The organism is Kibdelosporangium persicum (assembly GCF_013280595.1).
GTDB lineage: Bacteria > Actinomycetota > Actinomycetes > Mycobacteriales > Pseudonocardiaceae > Kibdelosporangium > Kibdelosporangium persicum.
Genome location: NZ_JAAATY010000012.1, coordinates 174,175 through 192,736 on the forward strand (window position 1 = coordinate 174,175; position 18,562 = coordinate 192,736).

Consider the following 18,562-nt stretch of genomic DNA (forward strand, 5'->3'; position numbering starts at 1 on the left):
CTGCGACCAGTCTCTGGTGCGCTGCTCTCACCCCGGACTCACCGCCTGGGCAGCGGGAGCATCACGGTGAACCGGGTGTCGCCCGGCACGGAGGTCACGTCGATGGAGCCGTTGTGGTGCTGAGTGATGATGTTGCGGCTCAGGTAGAGCCCCAGCCCGGTGCCGCGGCCGATGTCCTTGGTCGTGAAGAACGGCTGGAACAACGACGGCAGGACGTCGGGGTCGATGCCCGGCCCGCTGTCACGGATCTCCACGACCGCGCAACCGCCTTCGAGACGAGTGCTGATGCGCAGTTCACCCTCGCCGTTCATGGCGTCGATGGCGTTGTCGATCAGGTTGGTCCAGACCTGGTTGAGCTCGCCGGGATGCACCGGCACCAACGGCAGATCGGCGTAGTCGCGGCGGATCCGGATGCCTGCCAGGTTCGGCGCGTGCATCGCGAGTGTCGCTTCCAGACCTTCGACGAGGTCGATGTCCTGCTCCGGCGCGCGATCCAGGTTGGTGTACGAGCGTGCCGCCGCGACCAGCGCCTCGATCCGTTGTCCCGCTTCGGCGACATCGGCCACGAGGGCCCGTGTGTGCAGCGAGAAGCACAGACACGCGATGGCGACAGGGAAAACGTCGGTCCGCAGCCCGTCGGCGAGTTCGCCGAGCATCTCCGGGTACACGCCGTGGTCGGCGAGAATGGTGGCGAACTCGCCGGACCGGTCCACGTCCCGGTCGTCGAGGAAGTCGATCAGGCTGTCGGCCACTTCGGCGGCGTCGAGCGCGTCCCTGGGGCGCACGACGCCTTCGCCTGCCGTGACACGCGCCGTGAAGTCGTCAAGCAAGGCGCGCTCACCCGGTGTCGCGTGCGCACCCCATTCGTTGGCCCACGCCGCGAGGTCGGGAACCGTCAGTTCGAGCTCCCCCGCGGCTCGAACGACGGCGGCAGTCGGGTTGTTGAGCTCGTGGGCCAGTCCTGCGGTCAGCTTGCCCACGCCTTCCAGCATCGCGCGGCGGCCCGCCTGGGTCTCCTGCGAGTGGATCCGCCACGCCAGCACCGGCACCAGCACCCGGCACACCTGCGGGCAGCGAACCAGCATCTGCTGGAAGCTCTCCTTGTCGTAGGCGATCAGTTCGGTGTCGCCCACCGCGGTCGCCTTGGCGACGTAGTCACCGCCCGCGATCATCGGCAGTTCGCCGGTGAACTGGTGTGCCGCACGGGGTTTGTCGCCCGGCCGGTCGGGTCCGCCCACCGCGGGTGTCGCCGAGTGCCTGCTCAGCACGTGCTCCCAGCCATCGAGGACCTGCGTGATCAGCAACTCGCCGGCGAGCAGGACGTAGAAGTGCGTCGCGACCTGACCGTCGTCGAACAGCACGTCGCCGTCACTGAGCCGCACCGGATTTCCGGCGCCGGCCAGCCATGTCAGCTGGAGGTCGTCCAGTTCGGCGAACAGCTCCACATCGCGGAGCCGGTCGATGAGCGGGCGAACGGAGACCGTCATCACGCGTGCGGCCGCAGCCGCATCCCGTCGGCTTGCTGCGCCTGCTCCAGCCGACGCAGCGTCCAGTACGCGTGCGCGGCGGACACCAGCGTCACGTGGTGGTGCCATCCGGCGAACGACCGGCCCTCGAAGTGCCGCAGGCCGAAGTCGTCCTGCAGCCGCACCATGTCGTGCCCGGCCTGTGGGCTGAGCTTCACCAGGTTGATCAGCTCGGGCAGCCGGGTGGCGTTGAGATTGGTCAGCCACACCGCGTTGAGCCTGCGGCCACCGGCCGACCACTCGGCCAGCACCCGACGGGCACCACCGTGCGGACGCCCCGGCATCAGGTGCAGCGGGCCGGAGACCGACCCGGTGGACACCGGCGAGATGGCGTACTGCGAGCTGACGAGTCTGCCGTCGGTGCGGTCGCGCCAGTTGAGGGTGATCCGGCCCTGTTTGGCCGACCGGACGGCGAGTTCGCCCGCGCTGAGCGCGCGGCCCTGCGGAATCCGGGTCGTGGCGGGCAGCACCGGCGTGTTCTCCGGGACACGGATCACGTACGGCAGCCCGCGCTCCTCGAGGCCACGCAGCAACGGCTGGGTCTGCCGCTGGTCACGGGCGTGCACCAGGATCGGCGGAGCGGTGAATCCCCAGTCGGCGACCATCTCGTCGATCATCTCGAGGATGTACTGCCAGCGCGGCCGGAACCGTTCACCCGCGGGCAGCCGGACGCGGTCCCGCCGCATCTGGTCGCCGTCCCAGCTTTCCGGCAGCAGCAGCCGCCAGTTCGTCGCGCAGGAGGCGTCCTCGTTGGCCATGAACAGCGCGGCACCGAGCTGGCAGTTCAGCGTGCGCTGCGCCGAAGTGGCGTATTGCTTGGTCACGCCGACCGAACTACCGCCGTTCTTCGGGAAAACCGCTTCCTCGATGATCCACGCCCGGGGCCGCAACGCCGCGGCCGCGTGGTGCGCCAGCACCCGGCGGACCGGTTCCCAGCGCCACGGGCTCTGGTTGACGAACTGCTGGAGGCACTGGTCGGCACGCCACCCGACGACGTGATCGGAAATGCGCCTGATCGACTTGCGGCCCGGGACGCACAGCAGCCCGCGCACGTAGACCTCGCCCCATCGTCGCTGGTCGGAGCGGGTCAACGAACTGAACAGCTCCTGGCAGAAGCCGGACAGCGCGTCCGCCTTCTCCAGCGCGGGGAATTCGGTTTCCGCGAATGTGGTCATCATGCCCCCAGCCCATCGACATCTATAATTTCACGGCATTTTTCATTAGTACTCATGACTCATTCCGTTGAACACGTCAAGGTGACGAAGAATGCGTTCAACGCGGCCGAAAAAGAGCGCAGAAAACCACGGTGAGCAGACAACGGCGGCACTCGTTGTCAGGTCACCCGGCCCGAGCGTCTACAGATAACTCGGATATTCGTCTTCGCTCTTCCGCAAGTCCGGTTGGCACAACAATCGAGATTCGATCATCACGGCATAGGGCGCGTAACGAACTCTGGTGTCCTGGAAGGCGGCCCACGCCCGGTACGGATCCCGCTCGCCGGGCAGCCCGGCGGCGGTCGTGAGTTGAACGGTGTCGCCGAATGAGCACTCCTCGCGGCCGTGCAGGCTCACCGTCATCTCGGGAATGACGATGCCCATCCGGGCCGCGAGTTGTTGCAGACACGCCGTTCCCGAGTCCAGCAGAACCCTGGTGTGCGGCGGCGCCCATTTCGGCGCGACGGCGTCGACCAGCGCGGCGGCGTCCATCACGATCAACGCCGCCTGCGGCCACCAGAGCTCGCCTGCCGACCGGTGGTACACCAGCCCGGGGTAGTTCGCGTGGCTGTTGTGGATGTCCGACAGCCAGGCCGCCCACTCGGCGAAGTGGTTGTCGAGGTTGTCCCGCGACCCCGACCGCAGGTAGTCGGCCAGGACCTTGTCGCCGTCCGGCACCTGCGACGCCTGGGCGGCGAGACGGACCACCAGCCGCTCCCGCCTGCTGTAGGCGTCGACGAACCGGACGACGTGCGCCAGGAAGATGGCGATCATCACGATCACCGAGACGGCGGCGAACACCGCGAGCGCACCGGCCGCACCCTCGAGTTTCAGCTCGAAGAACCGGATGATGGCGTCGCTGTCGAACGCCACCCCCGCGGCCACCGCGAGCAGCGAGAACCCCACGCCGAGGCCCACCAGCCAGCCGATCATCATCAGCATCAGGCTGACCGGCGCGCAGAAGTCCATCACCGCCTCGCACGCCCGCCGCGGCAGCCGCCTGGCGATGGCCGTGCCGCCCGCCGCGGCGATCCGGACCGTCCACCGCGCCATCCGCGACGAGGTCCGGCGCGGGATCAGCACGGTCCGCAGAACGCTGGACCACACCACGACCAGCACCAGGACGCCGGCCACGGCGGCAATGACGTTCACCACGGCCGTGACTCCCGTCCACGGGCGGCGCCCCGGATCGGTTCCGGCGCCCGTACGTCTCCAGTCATCGACGTCCTCCCGACTCACCTGACACAGCGATGCTGATGCTGAGCATGGGGGCTGCCGAGAACGAGCGGATAGAGTCCGCTTGTGGTGGTACCCCGAGTACCAGGCTGAGCGATTCGCCCAGTATTGGCGGTTCGTCCGATCGGGTGTCTTCTGGTCGATCTTGGCTCGCGTGTCACTGTTTCGCGCCAAACCAATCTGCCACATCCCTACGATGGGATGGGTGTTCGTACACTTTCGACCAGGCACCCAGCACACGTCCCGGCCGTCCACGCCGCAACGGAGTGCTGTGCGGCGGCGACACTCGCCGCGCTAGCCGATTGGCCACCGCGGTGACGGCCGAAGACGACAGCGTCAACCGACGCGAACTCGCAGGGTTTCTGCGCAGCCGGCGGGAACGGATCACCCCAGCCGAGGTCGGGCTGCCCGCGGGTCCCCGCCGCCGGATCGCCGGTCTGCGCCGCGAGGAGGTCGCCGTGCTCGCCGGGCTGAGCCCCACCTGGTACACGTACCTCGAGCAGGGCCGCGACATCCATCCGTCACCCGAGGTGCTCGACAGTCTGGCGCGGGTTCTCGGCCTGACCGAGGACGAGCGGCGGTACATCCACAAACTGGCGACCGGACGGACTGCCGGATCACAACCGCTGCAAGGCGATGTCTCCGCCGAGGAACTGGTCAATCGACTGGTCAGATCATCCGATGATATGCCGTATCCGGTCTATGGACTCGACCATTACTGCGATGTCCTGGCGTGGAATCGCGCGGCGGCGGAATGGTATACCGACTTCGGCCTGCTGCCCCCGGACCGGCGCAACATGTTGCGCTGGCTCTTCTCGCCGGACGGCCGTTGCCGCATCGGCGACTGGGAAAACGACGTCGCCGACGTCCTGGCGCGCTGGCGGGCGCTGAGCGCCCCCTGGTCGGGCGACGGCAAACTGGCGACCCTGGTCGACGATCTGCGCCGGCAGGACGAGGACTTCGGCAGGATGTGGGACGGGCACGGGGTTCGAGAACTGCGCAGCAGAGTGCGTACGTTGCACCACCCCGAACTGGGCCCCAGGGCGTTCCGCGCGGTCACCGTGCAGGGTGTCGAATTCGCTCCCTGCCTTGTGGTGTTCCACATGCCCGCCCAGCCACAGGACCCGACGTTCTGATGATCTTGGTCCCAGCCAGTGAGCCGCCATGGGGATTCCGTTAGTTCATTGTTGACCGAACTAACGTTCTGCGCAATTGTCAGTGACACGGTTCAGTTGGCGAACCTGGGGTCGCGAAATCGCCGTAACATGGATTTATCAGATAACACGGTTCACATACAAGGGACGCTGCGAAGCATCGAGGGGGCGCAGCCGGAGTACTGGTTTCATACGGACAAAGGTGGGGAAGGGTTGCCATGTCAAACTTGTCGGGATCGGATACCCGGCGCGAGCCGGTGGCCATTATCGGCGCCGCCTGCCGATTACCAGGTGCTCCTACCGTGGACGCGTACTGGGACTTACTCAACGCCGGTCGTGACGCGGTCACGACGATGTCACCGGAGCGCCAGGCGGTCGAGCTCTCGAAATCCGACTCGGACGCCATGCACGTGATTCCGCCCGACGCGCAAGGGGGCTACCTCGACTGGATCGACAAGTTCGACGCGCCCTTCTTCGAAATGTCGCCGTACGAGGCGGTCCGCCTCGATCCACAGCAGCGCGTACTCCTGGAGACGGTCTGGGAGGCCGTCGAGGACGCCGGGCTCACCACCGACCAGCTGTCGGCGAGCCGAACCGGCGCCTACACCAGCTGTTTCGCTTCGCAGTACTGGAACATGCTCAGCACCGCCGGCGTGCACGACATCCACGCCTTGCTCGGTGCGTCACGCTACTCGGTAGCCGCGGGCCGCATCGCGCACCTGCTCAACCTGCGCGGGCCCGCTCTGGGGATGGAAGCTTCCTGCGCGAGCTCGCTCGTCGCAGTGCACGTCGCCTGCCAGGCCATCCAGGCGGACGAGATCGAAATGGCCATCGTCAGCAGCGCGAACCTGCTGCTGTGCCGGAATCTGGAGCTCAGCGGAGCGGACGCCGGCCTGCTGTCGCCGACCCTGCGGTCACGGTTCGGCGACCGGAACGCCGACGGGTTCGTCCCGGCCGAGGGGGCGGTCACGGTCATCCTCAAACGGCTTTCCCGGGCTGTCGAGGACGGCGACCAGATCTACGCCACGATTCTGGGCAGTGGTGTCGGGAGCAACGGCACGCAGACCCAGTCGTTGACCGACCTGGCGGTCACCGGCTTGCAGGACACGTTCGACGTCGCCTACCGGGCGGCCGGTGTCAGTCCTGGCCAGGTGGACTACGTCGAGGCGCACGGGACCGGCACGCCGGAAGGCGACATGACGGAACTCTCCGCGTTGAGCAACTTCCTGCGAGAGGGCCGGTCACCTGAGCAACCGTGTCTGGTCGGCTCGGCGAAGTCGAACATCGGGCACACCGCGATCGCCGCCGGTCTGACCGGCTTGTTGAAGGCCGTGCTGGCGTTGCGCAACCGGGTGATCCCACGGACTCTGCACGTGTGTGAGCCCAGTGCCGTGTTCGACCGCGAGGACTCGCCCATCAAGCTGGCCACGGCCCGCGAGGTGTGGCCGGACCGGGAACGTCCGGGTATCGCCGGTGTGACGTCGCTCGGCATGTTCGGCACAAGCGCCCACATGGTGCTGACCGAGGCACCGCCCACTGTGGCCACGCCACGACGGAAGCCCAGCGGTACAGAGGCGTTGCTGATGCCGCTGTCGGCGAAGAACCCGACGGCGTTGCGGCAGCTGGCCACGGCGTACGCGGAAACACTGGAGACCGCCGAGGACCCCGTGGACGTGTGCTTCAGCGCGGGTGTCCGCCGGACCCAGCACAACGTACGGCTGGCTGTCGCAGCGGCCGACCGGCAGTCGCTCATCGACGAGTTGCGGGAGTTCGGGTCCGGCGGGCGCGCGCTGTTCCCCGTCGGCAGTGCGAACAGGACGGCCGAGCGGCCCCGGGTCGTGTTCGTGTTCCCCGGTCACGGTTCGCAGTGGACCGGTATGGGCCGTGAACTGCTGGCCGAAAGCCCGGTGTTCGCCGAACGGATCGCCGAGTGCGACCAGGGCATCGCCCAGGAGCTGGGCTGGTCGCTGGTCGAGCGGCTGCGCGAGGGCACGCCACTGTCCGCTATCGACGAGGTTCAGCCCGCGCTGTGGGCGATCCAGGTCGGGTTGGCGGCGATGTGGCGGGACTGGGGAATCGAACCCGACTTGATCGTCGGCCACAGCATGGGTGAGTTCGCGGCGGCCACCGCCGCCGGAGCCCTGTCCGTCCGCGACGCGGCCATGGCCGTGTGCAGGCGGAGCAGGTTGATGCGAGAGTGTGCGGGCAACGGCGAGATGTGGGCGGTTGGCCTGAACGAAGCCCAGGCCCTGGAGCTGATCCGGGAACACGGTGACTCGATCAGCGTCGGTGTCCTCAACAGCGCGTACCTGACTGTCCTCTCGGGGGACGCCGCCGCACTGGCCAAGGTCGTCGAACCGTTGCGCCAGCGCGGAGTCTTCTGCCGGCAGGTCAGTATCGGCTTCGCGTCGCACTCGGCCGCGGTCGACCCGATGCTGCCTGCCATGCGTGCGCACCTGGCCGGCCTGCGTCCCCGTGCCGCTGAGGTGCCGATCTACTCGACCGTGGTGGATCGCCTGGTCGAGGGAACCGAGCTCGACACGGAGTACTGGGTGGCGAACCTCCGCCAGCCGGTGCGGTTCGCCTCGGCGATCCAGGCCGTTCTCGCCGATCAGCAGCAGCGTACGGTCTTCATCGAGGTGAGCCCGCACCCCGTGCTGACGAACTCGGTCGAGGACAGTATCGACATCGCCGGAGCCAATGCCGAGGCGTTGCCGTCGTTGCACCGCAACTCACCCGAAATGGTGTCGCTGCTGAGCAGTCTCGCGTCGATGTACACCCACGGATACGTTCCCGACTGGGAGCGCGTCACGCCGGGCGGCCGTTACGTGCCTCTGCCGAGGTATCCCTGGCAGCGCGAGCGGTACTGGGTGAATCCGTCGGATGAGCCGGACAGCACCACATCGGCGCCGGCCGCGGGACTGCACCGGCAGGAGGGGCGGGCCGTCGACGTCGACGTGATCACCCGGCAGATCAAGTTGCGGCTCGCCGAGGTGCTCGCGATGTCACCCGACATGATCGACCCGACGGTGCCGCTGACGTTCTCCGGATTGGACTCGCTGCTCGCGGCGAAGCTGCGGACCAGGATGCAGCAGGAACTGGACCTGCACATCCCGATCCGCGACTTCCTGTCCAACCACTCGCTCAACGACCTCGCCACCCGGGCGCACCGGACCGGCTACGGTCCGGCCTCGTAGTGCTTGATGGTGAAGGTCCCGGAGAACAGGTTCTCCTGGAATGTCGCCAAGGTCATCCGGGCCCAGTTCGACGGCTGTTCGACCTGGGCCCGGCCCAGCCTCCGGCCGAGTTCCACGATCTCGTTGCCCGCCGGCCGCCGTGCCCGGTCGTACGCGGTCAGCGCCTGCTCCCACGTGTCGCTCTCGCGGCACACCCGTTCCAGGGCAATGGCATCCTGCAAAGCCTTGGTCGCACCCGCTCCACTGTGCGGCCGGGTGATGGTCGCCGCGTCGCCGATCACGAGAACACGACCCGCCGTGTACGAGCGGATGGTCGTGTCGTACACCGGATGCAGCGACAGCTCCGCTCTCGGTGTCGAACGGACGAGCTCAGCGAACAAGGGCGGGACATCGGCCAGCGACTGGTCCAGCACTTCGAACAGCTCGTCGCTGACCGAACCCGGTGGCAGCAAAGGCGGCGCGTCGAACGCGGACATCGTGGGGACATAGCCGTACACGCCCCAGTTCACCCGGCGGCGGCCGGGCTCGTGATCGGGAATGAGATAGAAGACGCCGTGCCCCCGCGGCATCCCGACCCACACCAGCCGCTCCTCCAGTGCGGCCGGAACCGGTCCGTCCAATGAGGACTCCGGATACGTCCCGCGCCACAGCACGTAGCCCGCGTACTTCGGGGTGGCCTCGGGGTCGATCAGGGGACGGGTCAGCGAGCGGTAGCCGTCAGCGCCGACGACGACGTCGAACCGTTCGCTTCCTTCGTCGGTCACGACCGTCCCGCCATCGGGCTCGCCAATGACGTGACGCACGGCCAACGACTGGTGGTAGTCCTCATCGCGAACGCGATCACGGAGGTTGCGCCACAGCAGACCCCAGTTGTTGACCACCGCGTCGAACGTGTGCCGGTAGATCACCCGCTGGCTGTCCGGCTCGTCCGGGTCGAGGATCAGGCACTGCCGTTCCCTGCACCGGTACACAGGCATGACGGCGTCGACGTATCCGGCGTCGACGACCTGCTCGTGCACCGGAACGGGAATCCCGATCCCCAGCCCGCGATCCTCGAGTTCACTGCTGGTGCGTTCGTAGACGGTGACGTCGCAACCGGCACGCCGTAAGGCGATGGCCGCGGCACACCCCGCGATACTGCCCCCCACGATCCCGACCCGGCTACCCTCGATCGTCAACCCTGTGCCTCTCTTCGTCCTGTCGGTCGCCCGCGTACCTGCCGCCGCAGCGCCAACATCGTGATGTCGTCGGACTGTTCGGCGGAGCCGACGTGCCTGCGGAGCCGCTCGTCCACACGGTCGAGCAGCACGTCCGCGCACGAGGCGGGCCTGCCGATGAGGTCGAGCATCCGTTCCGTGCCGAACTGGCCGCCGCCGTTGTCCCGCGCTTCGACCACGCCGTCGGTGTAGACGAACAGCTGGTCGCCGGGCAGCAGGCGGGTCTGGCCGATGGCGAACTCGCTGTCGGGCATCATCCCGACCGCGGGACCCGTGGGCTCCAGCAGGAAACGGCCGCCCGCGGCGCGCGCGAGCACAGGCGGGTTGTGGCCGCCGTTGATGTAGAACAACATTCCGGTGTCCGGGTCCAGCACGCCGAAGAACAGCGTGGCGAAATAGCCCTGCCGCAAGTGGTTGCGGGCCAGGTACCGGTTGGTTCCGCACACCGCTTGGCGCAGTGGCTCGACGCCGATGTCGCAGGCGGGATCACCGGTTCCGGTGTGCTGCGCGGTATGCCGCACGAGCGTCCGGATCAGCGCCATGAACAGTGCCGCTCCGATGCCCTTGTCGCAGACGTCCGCCACGACCAGGCCGAGGCGCCTGCCGTCCGCCAGGTCGAATCCGTCGTAGAAGTCGCCGGCGACCTGTTTGGCCGGACGGAACCGGGCCGCGAGTTCCCAGCCCGGCGGGCACGGCAGTTCGTCGGGCAGGAAACCCGACTGGATCTCACGGGCGATGCTCAGATCCCGTTCGTACTCCCGTAAGCTGGCCACCGCGGCCATTTCCTCGACCGCTCTGGTCAACCTGCCGCGTTCACGGCAAGAGGTGAGCCTGGTTCGCAGCAGCGCGGGCAGGAACGGCGGAACCACATAGTCGAAGCCGCCGCGCACGCACGCCTGGAGTTCCTCCAGATCCTCGCCCGGGAAGACCACGACGGTCGGTGAGTCCTCCGGGCCGGCGAGCCGCTGGCTGAGCAGGGCGATCCGGTGCAGTCCGAACGACGCCGACACCAGCACGAGATCCGCGGCCTGGCTCTCGACGCCGTCGATGTCGGCGTGGCTGACTTCGAAACCGTCGTCGCGAAGGGCCCGGTCCAGTTCGTCAGTGCACGCTGCCGGTTCGGCGACCAGCAGCGCGGTGGCACTCGTCATCGGTTCCTCCGTCCAGGGTGTCCTCGTGCGCGGGAAGCCGCCGCACCAGCAACGTGTTGCGGTTGCGGCCGCCGGAGTAGTCGTACGCGAAGTGGTCGATGCCGGTCACGGCCAGAAACAGGCCGTACCCGCCTTCCTGGACCGCGTCGGGGACGGTGACCCGGCAGTGATGAGTCGGGTCGAACGGCGGCGCCTCGTCCTCGATGTGCAGCCAGACCCAGTCGTCGCCGACACCGCCCTCGATGTCCACAACGCCCTTCTCCCCACAGTAACCATGGCACGTGATGTTCGTGGTGATCTCGTCAGCGGCCAGCCGCAGCCGGTAGGCCTGGCGTTTCGACAGCCGCCCCATCCCGGCGACGGTGGTCACGAGGTCGGCGACCACCAGGGCCATGCCGTAGTCACCCGTCAGCCGGAACCGGTCGGTGGTCCTCATCGGTGCGCCCGCATGATCAGACTGCGGTCGAAGCCGGTCAGCCGGATGGTCTCGGCCACTTCGGGCTGGGTGCCGACCAGTTCGATGTCCACGCCGTTGCCGGCGCGCTGGTGGGCGTAGACCAGGCAACGCAGCCCTGCCGAGGACATGTAGGACAGTTCGTCCATCTGCAGCACGAGCTTGCGCGCGGCAGGCACCACCGCCTGGGTGATCATCTCGTGGAACCGTGGCGCGGAACGGGAATCCAGCTCACCCGCCAGCCGGAAGGTGACCACGCCGTCCTGGGAGCGAACCTTCGCCTGAAAACTCATCGTGTTCCTCCAGCCGTCAGTACCAGCACTGATCGGGCTCCGACCGGGACCGTGGCCTGGTCGTCGAGCCGTGGTTCGCTTCCCGGCTCGCAGATGTCGTCCGGCGCGTCCGCCGACGTGTCGGCGAACCGGTGCCACACCATGCCGTGCGGCGCGGCGGGCAGCTCCAGTTCCTGTGGTTCCCAGTAGGAATTGGCGGCGACGTAGACGCAGTCGCGGTCCCTGTGCAGCATCACGGCGAGCAGCCGGGAGTGCGCCGACCAGTCCGGGCTCCACGCCCGCACCCCATGCCAGCTGACTTCCGGGAACTCGCCGTCACCCCACAGGTGCGAACGACCGCGCAACACCGGGTGAGCTCGACGTAACGCTATGGCATTGCGTACGAAACGTACCAGTTGACCCTGGGACTCCGTCAGGTTCCAGTCCAACCAGGACAGTTCGTCGTGACAGTAGGCGTTGTTGTTCCCGTGTTGGGTGCGGCCGATCTCGTCACCGGAAAGGAGCATCGGCACGCCTTGGCTGGTCAACAACAGCAACAGCGCGTTACGGACCTGCCGGTCCCGCAGCCGCAGCACCGCCGGATCGTCGGTCGGGCCTTCGTGCCCGCAGTTCCAGGAGTGGTTGGCGTTGTCGCCGTCCCTGTTGCCCTCGCCGTTGGCCTCGTTGTGCTTTTCGTTGTAGGACACGAGGTCTCTGAGCGTGAAACCGTCGTGGGCGGTGACGAAGTTCACCGACGCGGCCGGTCCGCGCGAGCCGTACAGGTCCGGCGAACCGACGAATCTCGTCGCCAGCTCGCCGGTGACGCCCATGTCTCCCTTGATGAACCGCCGCACGGTATCTCGGTAGTGCCCGTTCCACTCCGACCACCGGCAGTAGTTCGGGAAGCTGCCTACCTGGTACAGCCCGCCCGCGTCCCAGGCCTCGGCGATCAGTTTGCAGTCACGCAGAACCGGGTCGTGCGCCAGCGATTCCAGCAGCGGCGGGTTGGGCAGAGGGGTGCCGTCCGGTGCCCGGCCGAGGATCGCGGCGAGGTCGAACCGGAACCCGTCGATGTGGAACTCGGCGGCCCAGTACCGCAGGCAGTCCAGCACGAACCCGCGGACGACCGGGTTGTTGCAGTTCAGGGTGTTCCCGGTGCCGCTGAAGTTGTGGTAGCCACCGGATGGGTCGAGCATGTAGTACGTACGGTTGTCCAGCCCACGAAACGAGATGGTGGGGCCGAGTTCGTTGCCCTCCGCGGTGTGGTTGACCACCACGTCCAGCACGACCTCGATACCGGCCCGGTGCAGGTGCTTCACCACGTTCTTCAGCTCGCGCACCGGATCAGCCGTGGCGTAGGACGCCTTGGGCGCGAAGAACCCGATGGTGTTGTATCCCCAGTAGTTGACCAGCTTGCCGCCGGTGGCGGGATCGAACCGGTCGGTGGCGTTCTCGTCGAACTCGAACACCGGCATGAGCTCGACGCAGTTCACGCCGAGCGACTTCAGGTACGGGATCTTCTCGATCAGGCCCGCGTACGTGCCCGGCGCGCCGACGCCGGACGACGGGTGCCGGGTGAACCCCCGGACGTGCAGTTCGTAGATGACCAGGTCGGCACGGGGAATCCCGAGTGGACGATCACCTTCCCAGTCGAAGTCGTCACGCACCACCCGGGACCGGTACGGGTAGCGGTCGGTGCCGAGGCGCTCGGCGCCCCACGTCTCCAGGCCGCCGATCGACTTCGCGTACGGGTCGGACAGGATGATGCCCGGGTCGAACCGGTGCCCGTCGGCGGGATCCCACGGGCCGTCGGCGCGGTAGCCGTACTCCAGGTCGTCGATGTCCACCCCGGACACCGTCATGGCGAACACGCCGCCCATCCGGTAGCAGTCCGGGAAGGGCAGTTCGAGCCACGGTTCCCGCTCGCCACGCCGGAACAACACCAGCGTCATCGCGGTCACCCCGGTGGAGTACACCGAGAAGTTCACACCACCGGGCACCACAGTGGCGCCGAACGGCAGAGTCCGCCCAGTCCTGACCGTCACGCCGGCGTCCAGGAAAGTGCTGGTCATCCGGCTCAGCCTCCGTCGGTCGGCGCGAGCCGGACCCGCACGTACAGGTCCTCGGTGGAGTCCGGCAGCTTCACGGTCATCTCGCCGGGGTCGAACGCCGCGTACGGGCGGCCGTCGAGCTCCACTGTGTCCAGCCGGACCCGCCCGGCCGGCAGGGCGTCCGGCGCCACTCGCAGCACCCGGTCCCGGAATCCGTCGGTCCGGGGGCGGAAATGCAACGTCAACGGCTCGCCGCGAAGCAGCAGCCGACCATACACAGTGGCCAGATAGCACAGCTCGGCCGAGTGGTACATGCTCATCGAGTGACTGCCTTTGAGGCGCTCATTGCCCAGCAGGTACGGCGTTCCCGCCGCCAGCACGTTGAAGTAGACGCCGCCCTCGTCGTGGTCGAGGAAGAAGGCGTTGTAGAACGCCGCCGATTCCCGTGCCTGCCGCAGGAACTCCTCGTCCCCGGTATTCGCGGCCAGGATGAGGTACGCGAGGATCGCCTGTTCCTGCTGCCACCACGCCTTGCGGTCGTGCCAGACGAACCTGTGCGTGTCCTGGCCTTCGGCCAGAGCTCGTTCGACCACGTCGTACCAGCCGAGCCGCTGCCGGTCGGCGCCGAGCGCGGGCATGGCCCGGCCGAGCCGCTCGGCGAACTCGCGATAGGACTGTTTGGGCCGGATCGCGTTCATCCGCATCAGGTTCCAGGCGATCTTCAGGTTGTGACCGACCACCGCCCGGTCCTGTTGCCAGCCCCACGTGGTGTCGGGCGTCCAGTCACCGTGGAACCGTTCTCGCACGAACGGGTTGGTCTCGTCCGGGAAGTGCTTCGTCACCAGGTCGAAGCATTCCTCGAGCATGTCCGCGTGCCGCTGGTCGCCGGTGGCCAGCAACAGGTTGATCAGGTACGCCGGAGCGTGCTCGCCGAGCGAGTGCCAGTTCTTGCGGGCCCGGTTGGGGCCGAGCGACTCGTGGTCCGGGCTGAGCAGGATCGGGTCGATGTGCGAGAAGAACCCGCCGTTCTCCCGGTCACGGAAGAAACGGTGGAACAACCGGACCGTGGCGTCGATGTCGTCGGCGATGCGCGGATCGCCGGTCACCCGGAAGGTCTGGACCGGCCCGACCAGCCCGAAGATCTGCTCGTAGATCGGGATCGCGTCGTAGTCGTCGCCGAACTCGGACGTGAAGAGCTTCTTCTCCTGGCAGCCACGGACATCGATGCCGTGGTACCAGTACACGACATCGTTGTCCCGGTCGACGAACCGCATGTGGGCACGCAGGTACTCGGTACCACGCTCGGCCACGTCGAGGTGGTCCTCGTTGCCGGTCAACAGGTAGGACGAAGCCATCCCGTAGACCAGCCGCGAGATCGTGTCCGTCTCCTGCACGTGGTGGTCGCTCTTGTCGCCGCCGAGCCGCAGCATGGTGCGGTAGTCGGTGTAGTCCACCGGCGTGCTGTCACCGAACTGCGCGCGCCGGTAGAACCGGGCGAGTTCGCCGATCTGGCGCACCCACCAGTCCGGTTCCTCGGCCGCGTACTCCCCCGCCGTCCGGCCCACGAAGACGATCCGCTTCGCCTCGAACCCGCCCTGGTCCGGGTAGTGGATGCCGTACGCGAAGAGCAGACGGCCTGACGTAAGCAATCCGGTCAGGTGGGCGGTGGCGTCCAGGTACGGATCGCCCAGGTTGCGGAGGAACTCGGCCGATGTGGTCGACGTCAGCGTGATCCGGACCGCGCGGCCGTCACTCGTGCGCAGGTCGACCAGCTTGCGGTCCGGGTGGTAGGCCGTGACGTAACCCGCGACCAGGTCGGAGAACGTGAAGCCGTGCCGTACGGCAGGCGCCACTGGTTCGGCAGCCACTGTTTCGACAACCGGTGTTTCGACGGGCGCTGTTCGTACTGGCGCTGTTCGTACTGCGGCGCGATAGGGGCGTTCCTCGCCGCGGGCGGCGATGAGGTCGATCAGGGTCCGGGCGAACAGGTGGCAGTGATCGGTGCTGCGTGCCGTCACGAGATCGTCGTCGACGACCACGTCCTGATCGGCGTAGTGCGCACCCATGTTGCGGATGTCGCTGACCATGTTGTTGTGGCACGTCACCCGGCGGCCACGAACGGCCTCCGGGATCGGCGAGACCAGCCACATGCCGTGGCAGATGATGGCCTTCAGCACCGAACGCATCCCGAACGCCCTGCGCAGCAGCTGAACGGCCGGCGCGAGTTCGTCGACGTCCTCGGTGTAGCGCAACCGGTCGGCGACCGTGCCGGACGGCACGATCACCGCGTCGTATCCGGCCAGCTGCTCGTCGCCGACGGCTTCCACGTCTCCGTCCACTGTGAACAGAGAATGCGAGTCCTGGCCGGTGAACGTGAGCGAACGCTGTCCCCACAGGCGCGACAGGAAGTCCACCCGCGCGCCCTCCTCGGCGAAGCGGCGCTCGAAGTACGCCAGTTCGGCCTCGACGTAGCCGCTCTCCAGCAGGATCGCGATACGCCTGCCGCTCAACCGGCCCTGCACAGGGTCGATCATGGTGGATCTCCCGTCACCAGGTCGATCAGGAACGGACCGGAACTCGCCAGCATCCGCCGCACCGCGGCGGGCACCTGGCTCGGTTTCTCCACCCGGATCGCGTCCACGCCGAGCGACCGGGCCAGTTCGGCGAACCCGATCTCCGGGTGGGACAGGTCGAACGACGCCGGGTGGCGGTGCGAAGCGATGCCGCGTTCGCGCCAGTACTGTTCGATGTTGCGGTCAAGCAGTTCGTAGCGGTGGTTGTCGCAGATGACGAACTTGGCGGGGACGGCGTACCGCGCCGCGGTCCACAGGGCCTGGATCGTGTACATGCTGCCGCCGTCACCGGTGAACGCGACCACGTCGGCGCCCGGACGTGCCAGTTGCACGCCGATCGCGCCGGGAATGCCGACGCCGAGCGAACCGCCCCTGGTCAGGAAGTAGCCGCCCGGCCTGCGCGGCGGCAGGTGCCGCACCAGGGCAGGCGAAGCGGTCAGCGCCTCGTCGAAGACCACCAGCCGGTCGTTGGCCTGGCCCGCGAGTTCGGCGGCGAAGACTTCCATCAGGTCGTCCGGGTTGGGTTCCGGACGCCGCCAGCTCCACTCGTACCGGGTGCGGCCGCCCAGTGCCGCCGCGATCGCGGCGAGAGTCGCCTTGGGGTCGGCGGCGACCGCGGCGTCCACCGGGAAGTTCTTGGCGATCTCGTGGGTGTCCAGGTCGATCTGGACGACTGTGGCGCCTGCCCGGAAAGGAGTTGTCAGGTAAGGGAACACCTCGGGGAACACCGCCGTGCCGACGATCAGCACCACGTCCGCGGTGCCGACGACGCTCGCGCTGACGTGGCCGAACATGTGGCCGAGCTGACCCCGGTACAGCGGGTGCGTGGCGTCCATGTTGACTTCCGAGCAGTCCACGCCCCACACCGGCGCGGCCAGCGACTCGGCCACACGGGTCAGTTCTTCCTGTGCTCCGGACACCGCCACTCCGTCACCCATCAGGATGATCGGCTGCCGTGCCGTTCTGAGCAGGCGGACCACATGGTCGACGTCGGGCGCTGCCGTGGTCACCGGGATGGTGCTCGGCACAGCGGGTTCGTCGCACATCGCGTCGAGGACGTCCATGGGCAGCGCGACGAACACCGGTCCTCGCGGGGGCGTCATCGCGACCTTGACCGCCCGGCGCAGGACCCGCAACAGCGAGCCCGGATGCGTGACACGGGTGGCGTGCTTGGTCACCGGAGCGGCCATCGCCACGAGATCCGCGGCCATCTGGCCGTCCATGTTGTCGTACCGGACCCCGGCGTCGCCCGCGATCACGAGCAACGGCGAATGTCCGCGCTTCGCCTGGTACAACATGCCGACCGCGTTCCCGAGACCCACTGAGGAGTGCAGTTGCACCAAAGCTGGCCGTGCGGTGGCGCGGGCGTAGCCGTCGGCCATCGCCACAGCGACGCTTTCGTGCAAGGCGAGCACGTACTCGAAGCCGCGCACGTCTCCGAGCGCGTCGAGCATGCCCTGCTCGACCGTGCCCGGATTGCCGAACATGCGGGTTATTCCGTCGGCGGTGAACTGCTCGAAGATCGCGACATTTCCCGGCCTTTTCGCCACGGGGTCACCAGCCGTACCTGCGAAGTCCGGATTCGAGGACCTGGACCAGTTTCTGACCGGCGAGGAACGAGTCCGGAGTGGACCGCGCGGTGACGAACGGATAATCGACGAGAACCGAGGTCTCCCGGCCGACATTGCCGTGGAAACAACCACCCGGCGCGGTCGCGTCCCGCAGGACGTATTCCAGCGGATAGGGCGGTGGGCCGATCACGAAATCGGTCCCGAGAAAGCCGGTGCCGTCCTTGTAGTCGTACTCCTTGGGATGTCCGGTGACGTGCTTGCCAGCCAGGATGCTGCGCCGGTCGTCCCAGTCCCGCGCGAACGCCAGGCAGGCGACGCCGTAACACTCCGCCACGATCGGCTTGTCCGCGCGGACGAACGCGAGCACCAGGTCGTGCACCCGGCCGTTGTTGGCGAGATCCACGATCGGGCCACTGCCGCCGACGATCACCAGCGCGTCGTAACCGGCGATGTCGTCGTCCACTTTGGTCAGTTCGCGGTGGTACGCCTCCAACGCCCGCAAGTACTCCGGATCGCTCTGGTACGGCCGGTCGGGCAGCCATTCGGCCAGCGACACCGGGTGGTCCAGCCGTACCGACTCGTCGAGACGGCGGGCGGCGACGGCGATCTCGGGCGCGGTGACCGTGCGGCCGAGGGGCGGATCGACGTAGCCGGGATCGAGGCTCGGCGGCAGTGCCCGCGGCCGTTTGCCGGTGGGAGTCGCGAAGACCGACTGATAACCCCATTCGTCGCAGGCGACCAGCGGACCCAGTAACTCTTCGCCCCAGTATCCGTATTCCGAAAGAATGAAGAGTATTTTCTTCGTCATCGCCGTCTCCAGCCATCGACCGACGCTCGCCGCCGAGTCAACCCGGCCACCGGCTGGGAAACAAGGAAAACGATCCGACGTGGGCTTACTCCGACAAGTCACCGGCACATGACGCGCGGTGAAAGCGGTACTCCGTCA

At 67.6% G+C, this 18,562-nt stretch carries 13 protein-coding genes; 2 read left to right on the forward strand and 11 right to left on the reverse strand.

The genetic code is table 11. The annotated features are described in order from the left end of the window. Positions 1–38: 38 nt before the first annotated feature. The 3 genes from GC106_RS22490 to GC106_RS22500 form a co-directional block, all read right to left on the reverse strand. The gene (locus GC106_RS22490) at positions 39–1,487 is read right to left on the reverse strand and encodes an ATP-binding protein (protein ID WP_173134042.1); all 1,449 of its coding nucleotides are present in this window, start codon (positions 1,485–1,487) and stop codon (positions 39–41) included. Further along, a complete protein-coding gene (locus GC106_RS22495) occupies positions 1,487–2,704 on the reverse strand; it encodes an IS701 family transposase (protein WP_173134045.1) in 1,218 nt (405 codons plus the stop codon). The genes GC106_RS22490 and GC106_RS22495 overlap by 1 nt, the downstream gene beginning before the upstream one ends. Before the next feature lie 177 nt (positions 2,705–2,881). Then, the gene (locus tag GC106_RS22500; RefSeq protein ID WP_173134048.1) at positions 2,882–3,895 is read right to left on the reverse strand and encodes a hypothetical protein; all 1,014 of its coding nucleotides are present in this window, start codon (positions 3,893–3,895) and stop codon (positions 2,882–2,884) included. Between the two features lie 383 nt (positions 3,896–4,278). Here GC106_RS22500 and GC106_RS22505 point away from each other — a divergent pair, with 383 nt between their 5' ends. Then, complete coding sequence (locus GC106_RS22505) at positions 4,279–5,112, forward strand: helix-turn-helix transcriptional regulator (protein ID WP_246366575.1); 834 nt, start codon at positions 4,279–4,281, stop codon at positions 5,110–5,112. 236 nt (positions 5,113–5,348) lie between these two features. Continuing rightward, on the forward strand, positions 5,349–8,327 hold the full coding sequence (locus GC106_RS22510; RefSeq protein ID WP_173134054.1) for a type I polyketide synthase: 2,979 nt from the start codon (positions 5,349–5,351) through the stop codon (positions 8,325–8,327). Here the strand turns inward: GC106_RS22510 and GC106_RS22515 are convergent. The 8 genes from GC106_RS22515 to GC106_RS22555 are packed head-to-tail and all read right to left on the reverse strand — an operon-like array spanning position 8,309 to position 18,424. After that, positions 8,309–9,475 (reverse strand): FAD-dependent monooxygenase, encoded by a 1,167-nt coding sequence (locus GC106_RS22515; protein WP_173134057.1) that lies wholly within the window; start codon positions 9,473–9,475, stop codon positions 8,309–8,311. The two genes, GC106_RS22510 and GC106_RS22515, sit on opposite strands and share 19 nt — an antisense overlap. A 26-nt stretch (positions 9,476–9,501) precedes the next feature. After that, positions 9,502–10,695: a PP2C family protein-serine/threonine phosphatase gene (locus tag GC106_RS22520; RefSeq protein ID WP_173134060.1), complete on the reverse strand. Its 1,194-nt coding sequence runs from the start codon at positions 10,693–10,695 to the stop codon at positions 9,502–9,504. Next, entirely contained in the window at positions 10,646–11,131 is a 486-nt protein-coding gene (locus GC106_RS22525) for an ATP-binding protein (RefSeq protein ID WP_173134063.1), read from the reverse strand. Before GC106_RS22525 ends, GC106_RS22520 begins: the two co-directional genes overlap by 50 nt. Further along, positions 11,128–11,442: an anti-sigma factor antagonist gene (locus GC106_RS22530; protein ID WP_173134066.1), complete on the reverse strand. Its 315-nt coding sequence runs from the start codon at positions 11,440–11,442 to the stop codon at positions 11,128–11,130. Before GC106_RS22530 ends, GC106_RS22525 begins: the two co-directional genes overlap by 4 nt. Continuing rightward, positions 11,439–13,493: a glycogen debranching protein GlgX gene (gene glgX / locus GC106_RS22535; protein WP_173134069.1), complete on the reverse strand. Its 2,055-nt coding sequence runs from the start codon at positions 13,491–13,493 to the stop codon at positions 11,439–11,441. The genes GC106_RS22530 and glgX overlap by 4 nt, the downstream gene beginning before the upstream one ends. A 5-nt stretch (positions 13,494–13,498) precedes the next feature. Beyond that, positions 13,499–16,006 carry a DJ-1/PfpI family protein gene (locus GC106_RS22540; RefSeq protein ID WP_246366579.1) on the reverse strand — a complete coding sequence of 836 codons (2,508 nt, stop codon included), beginning with the start codon at positions 16,004–16,006 and terminating at the stop codon, positions 13,499–13,501. After that, positions 16,003–17,595, reverse strand: coding sequence for a thiamine pyrophosphate-binding protein (locus GC106_RS22550; RefSeq protein ID WP_173134072.1), 1,593 nt, complete (start codon positions 17,593–17,595; stop codon positions 16,003–16,005). The genes GC106_RS22540 and GC106_RS22550 overlap by 4 nt, the downstream gene beginning before the upstream one ends. Before the next feature lie 4 nt (positions 17,596–17,599). Then, positions 17,600–18,424 (reverse strand): type 1 glutamine amidotransferase domain-containing protein, encoded by an 825-nt coding sequence (locus GC106_RS22555; RefSeq protein ID WP_173134075.1) that lies wholly within the window; start codon positions 18,422–18,424, stop codon positions 17,600–17,602. Positions 18,425–18,562: the final 138 nt, after the last annotated feature.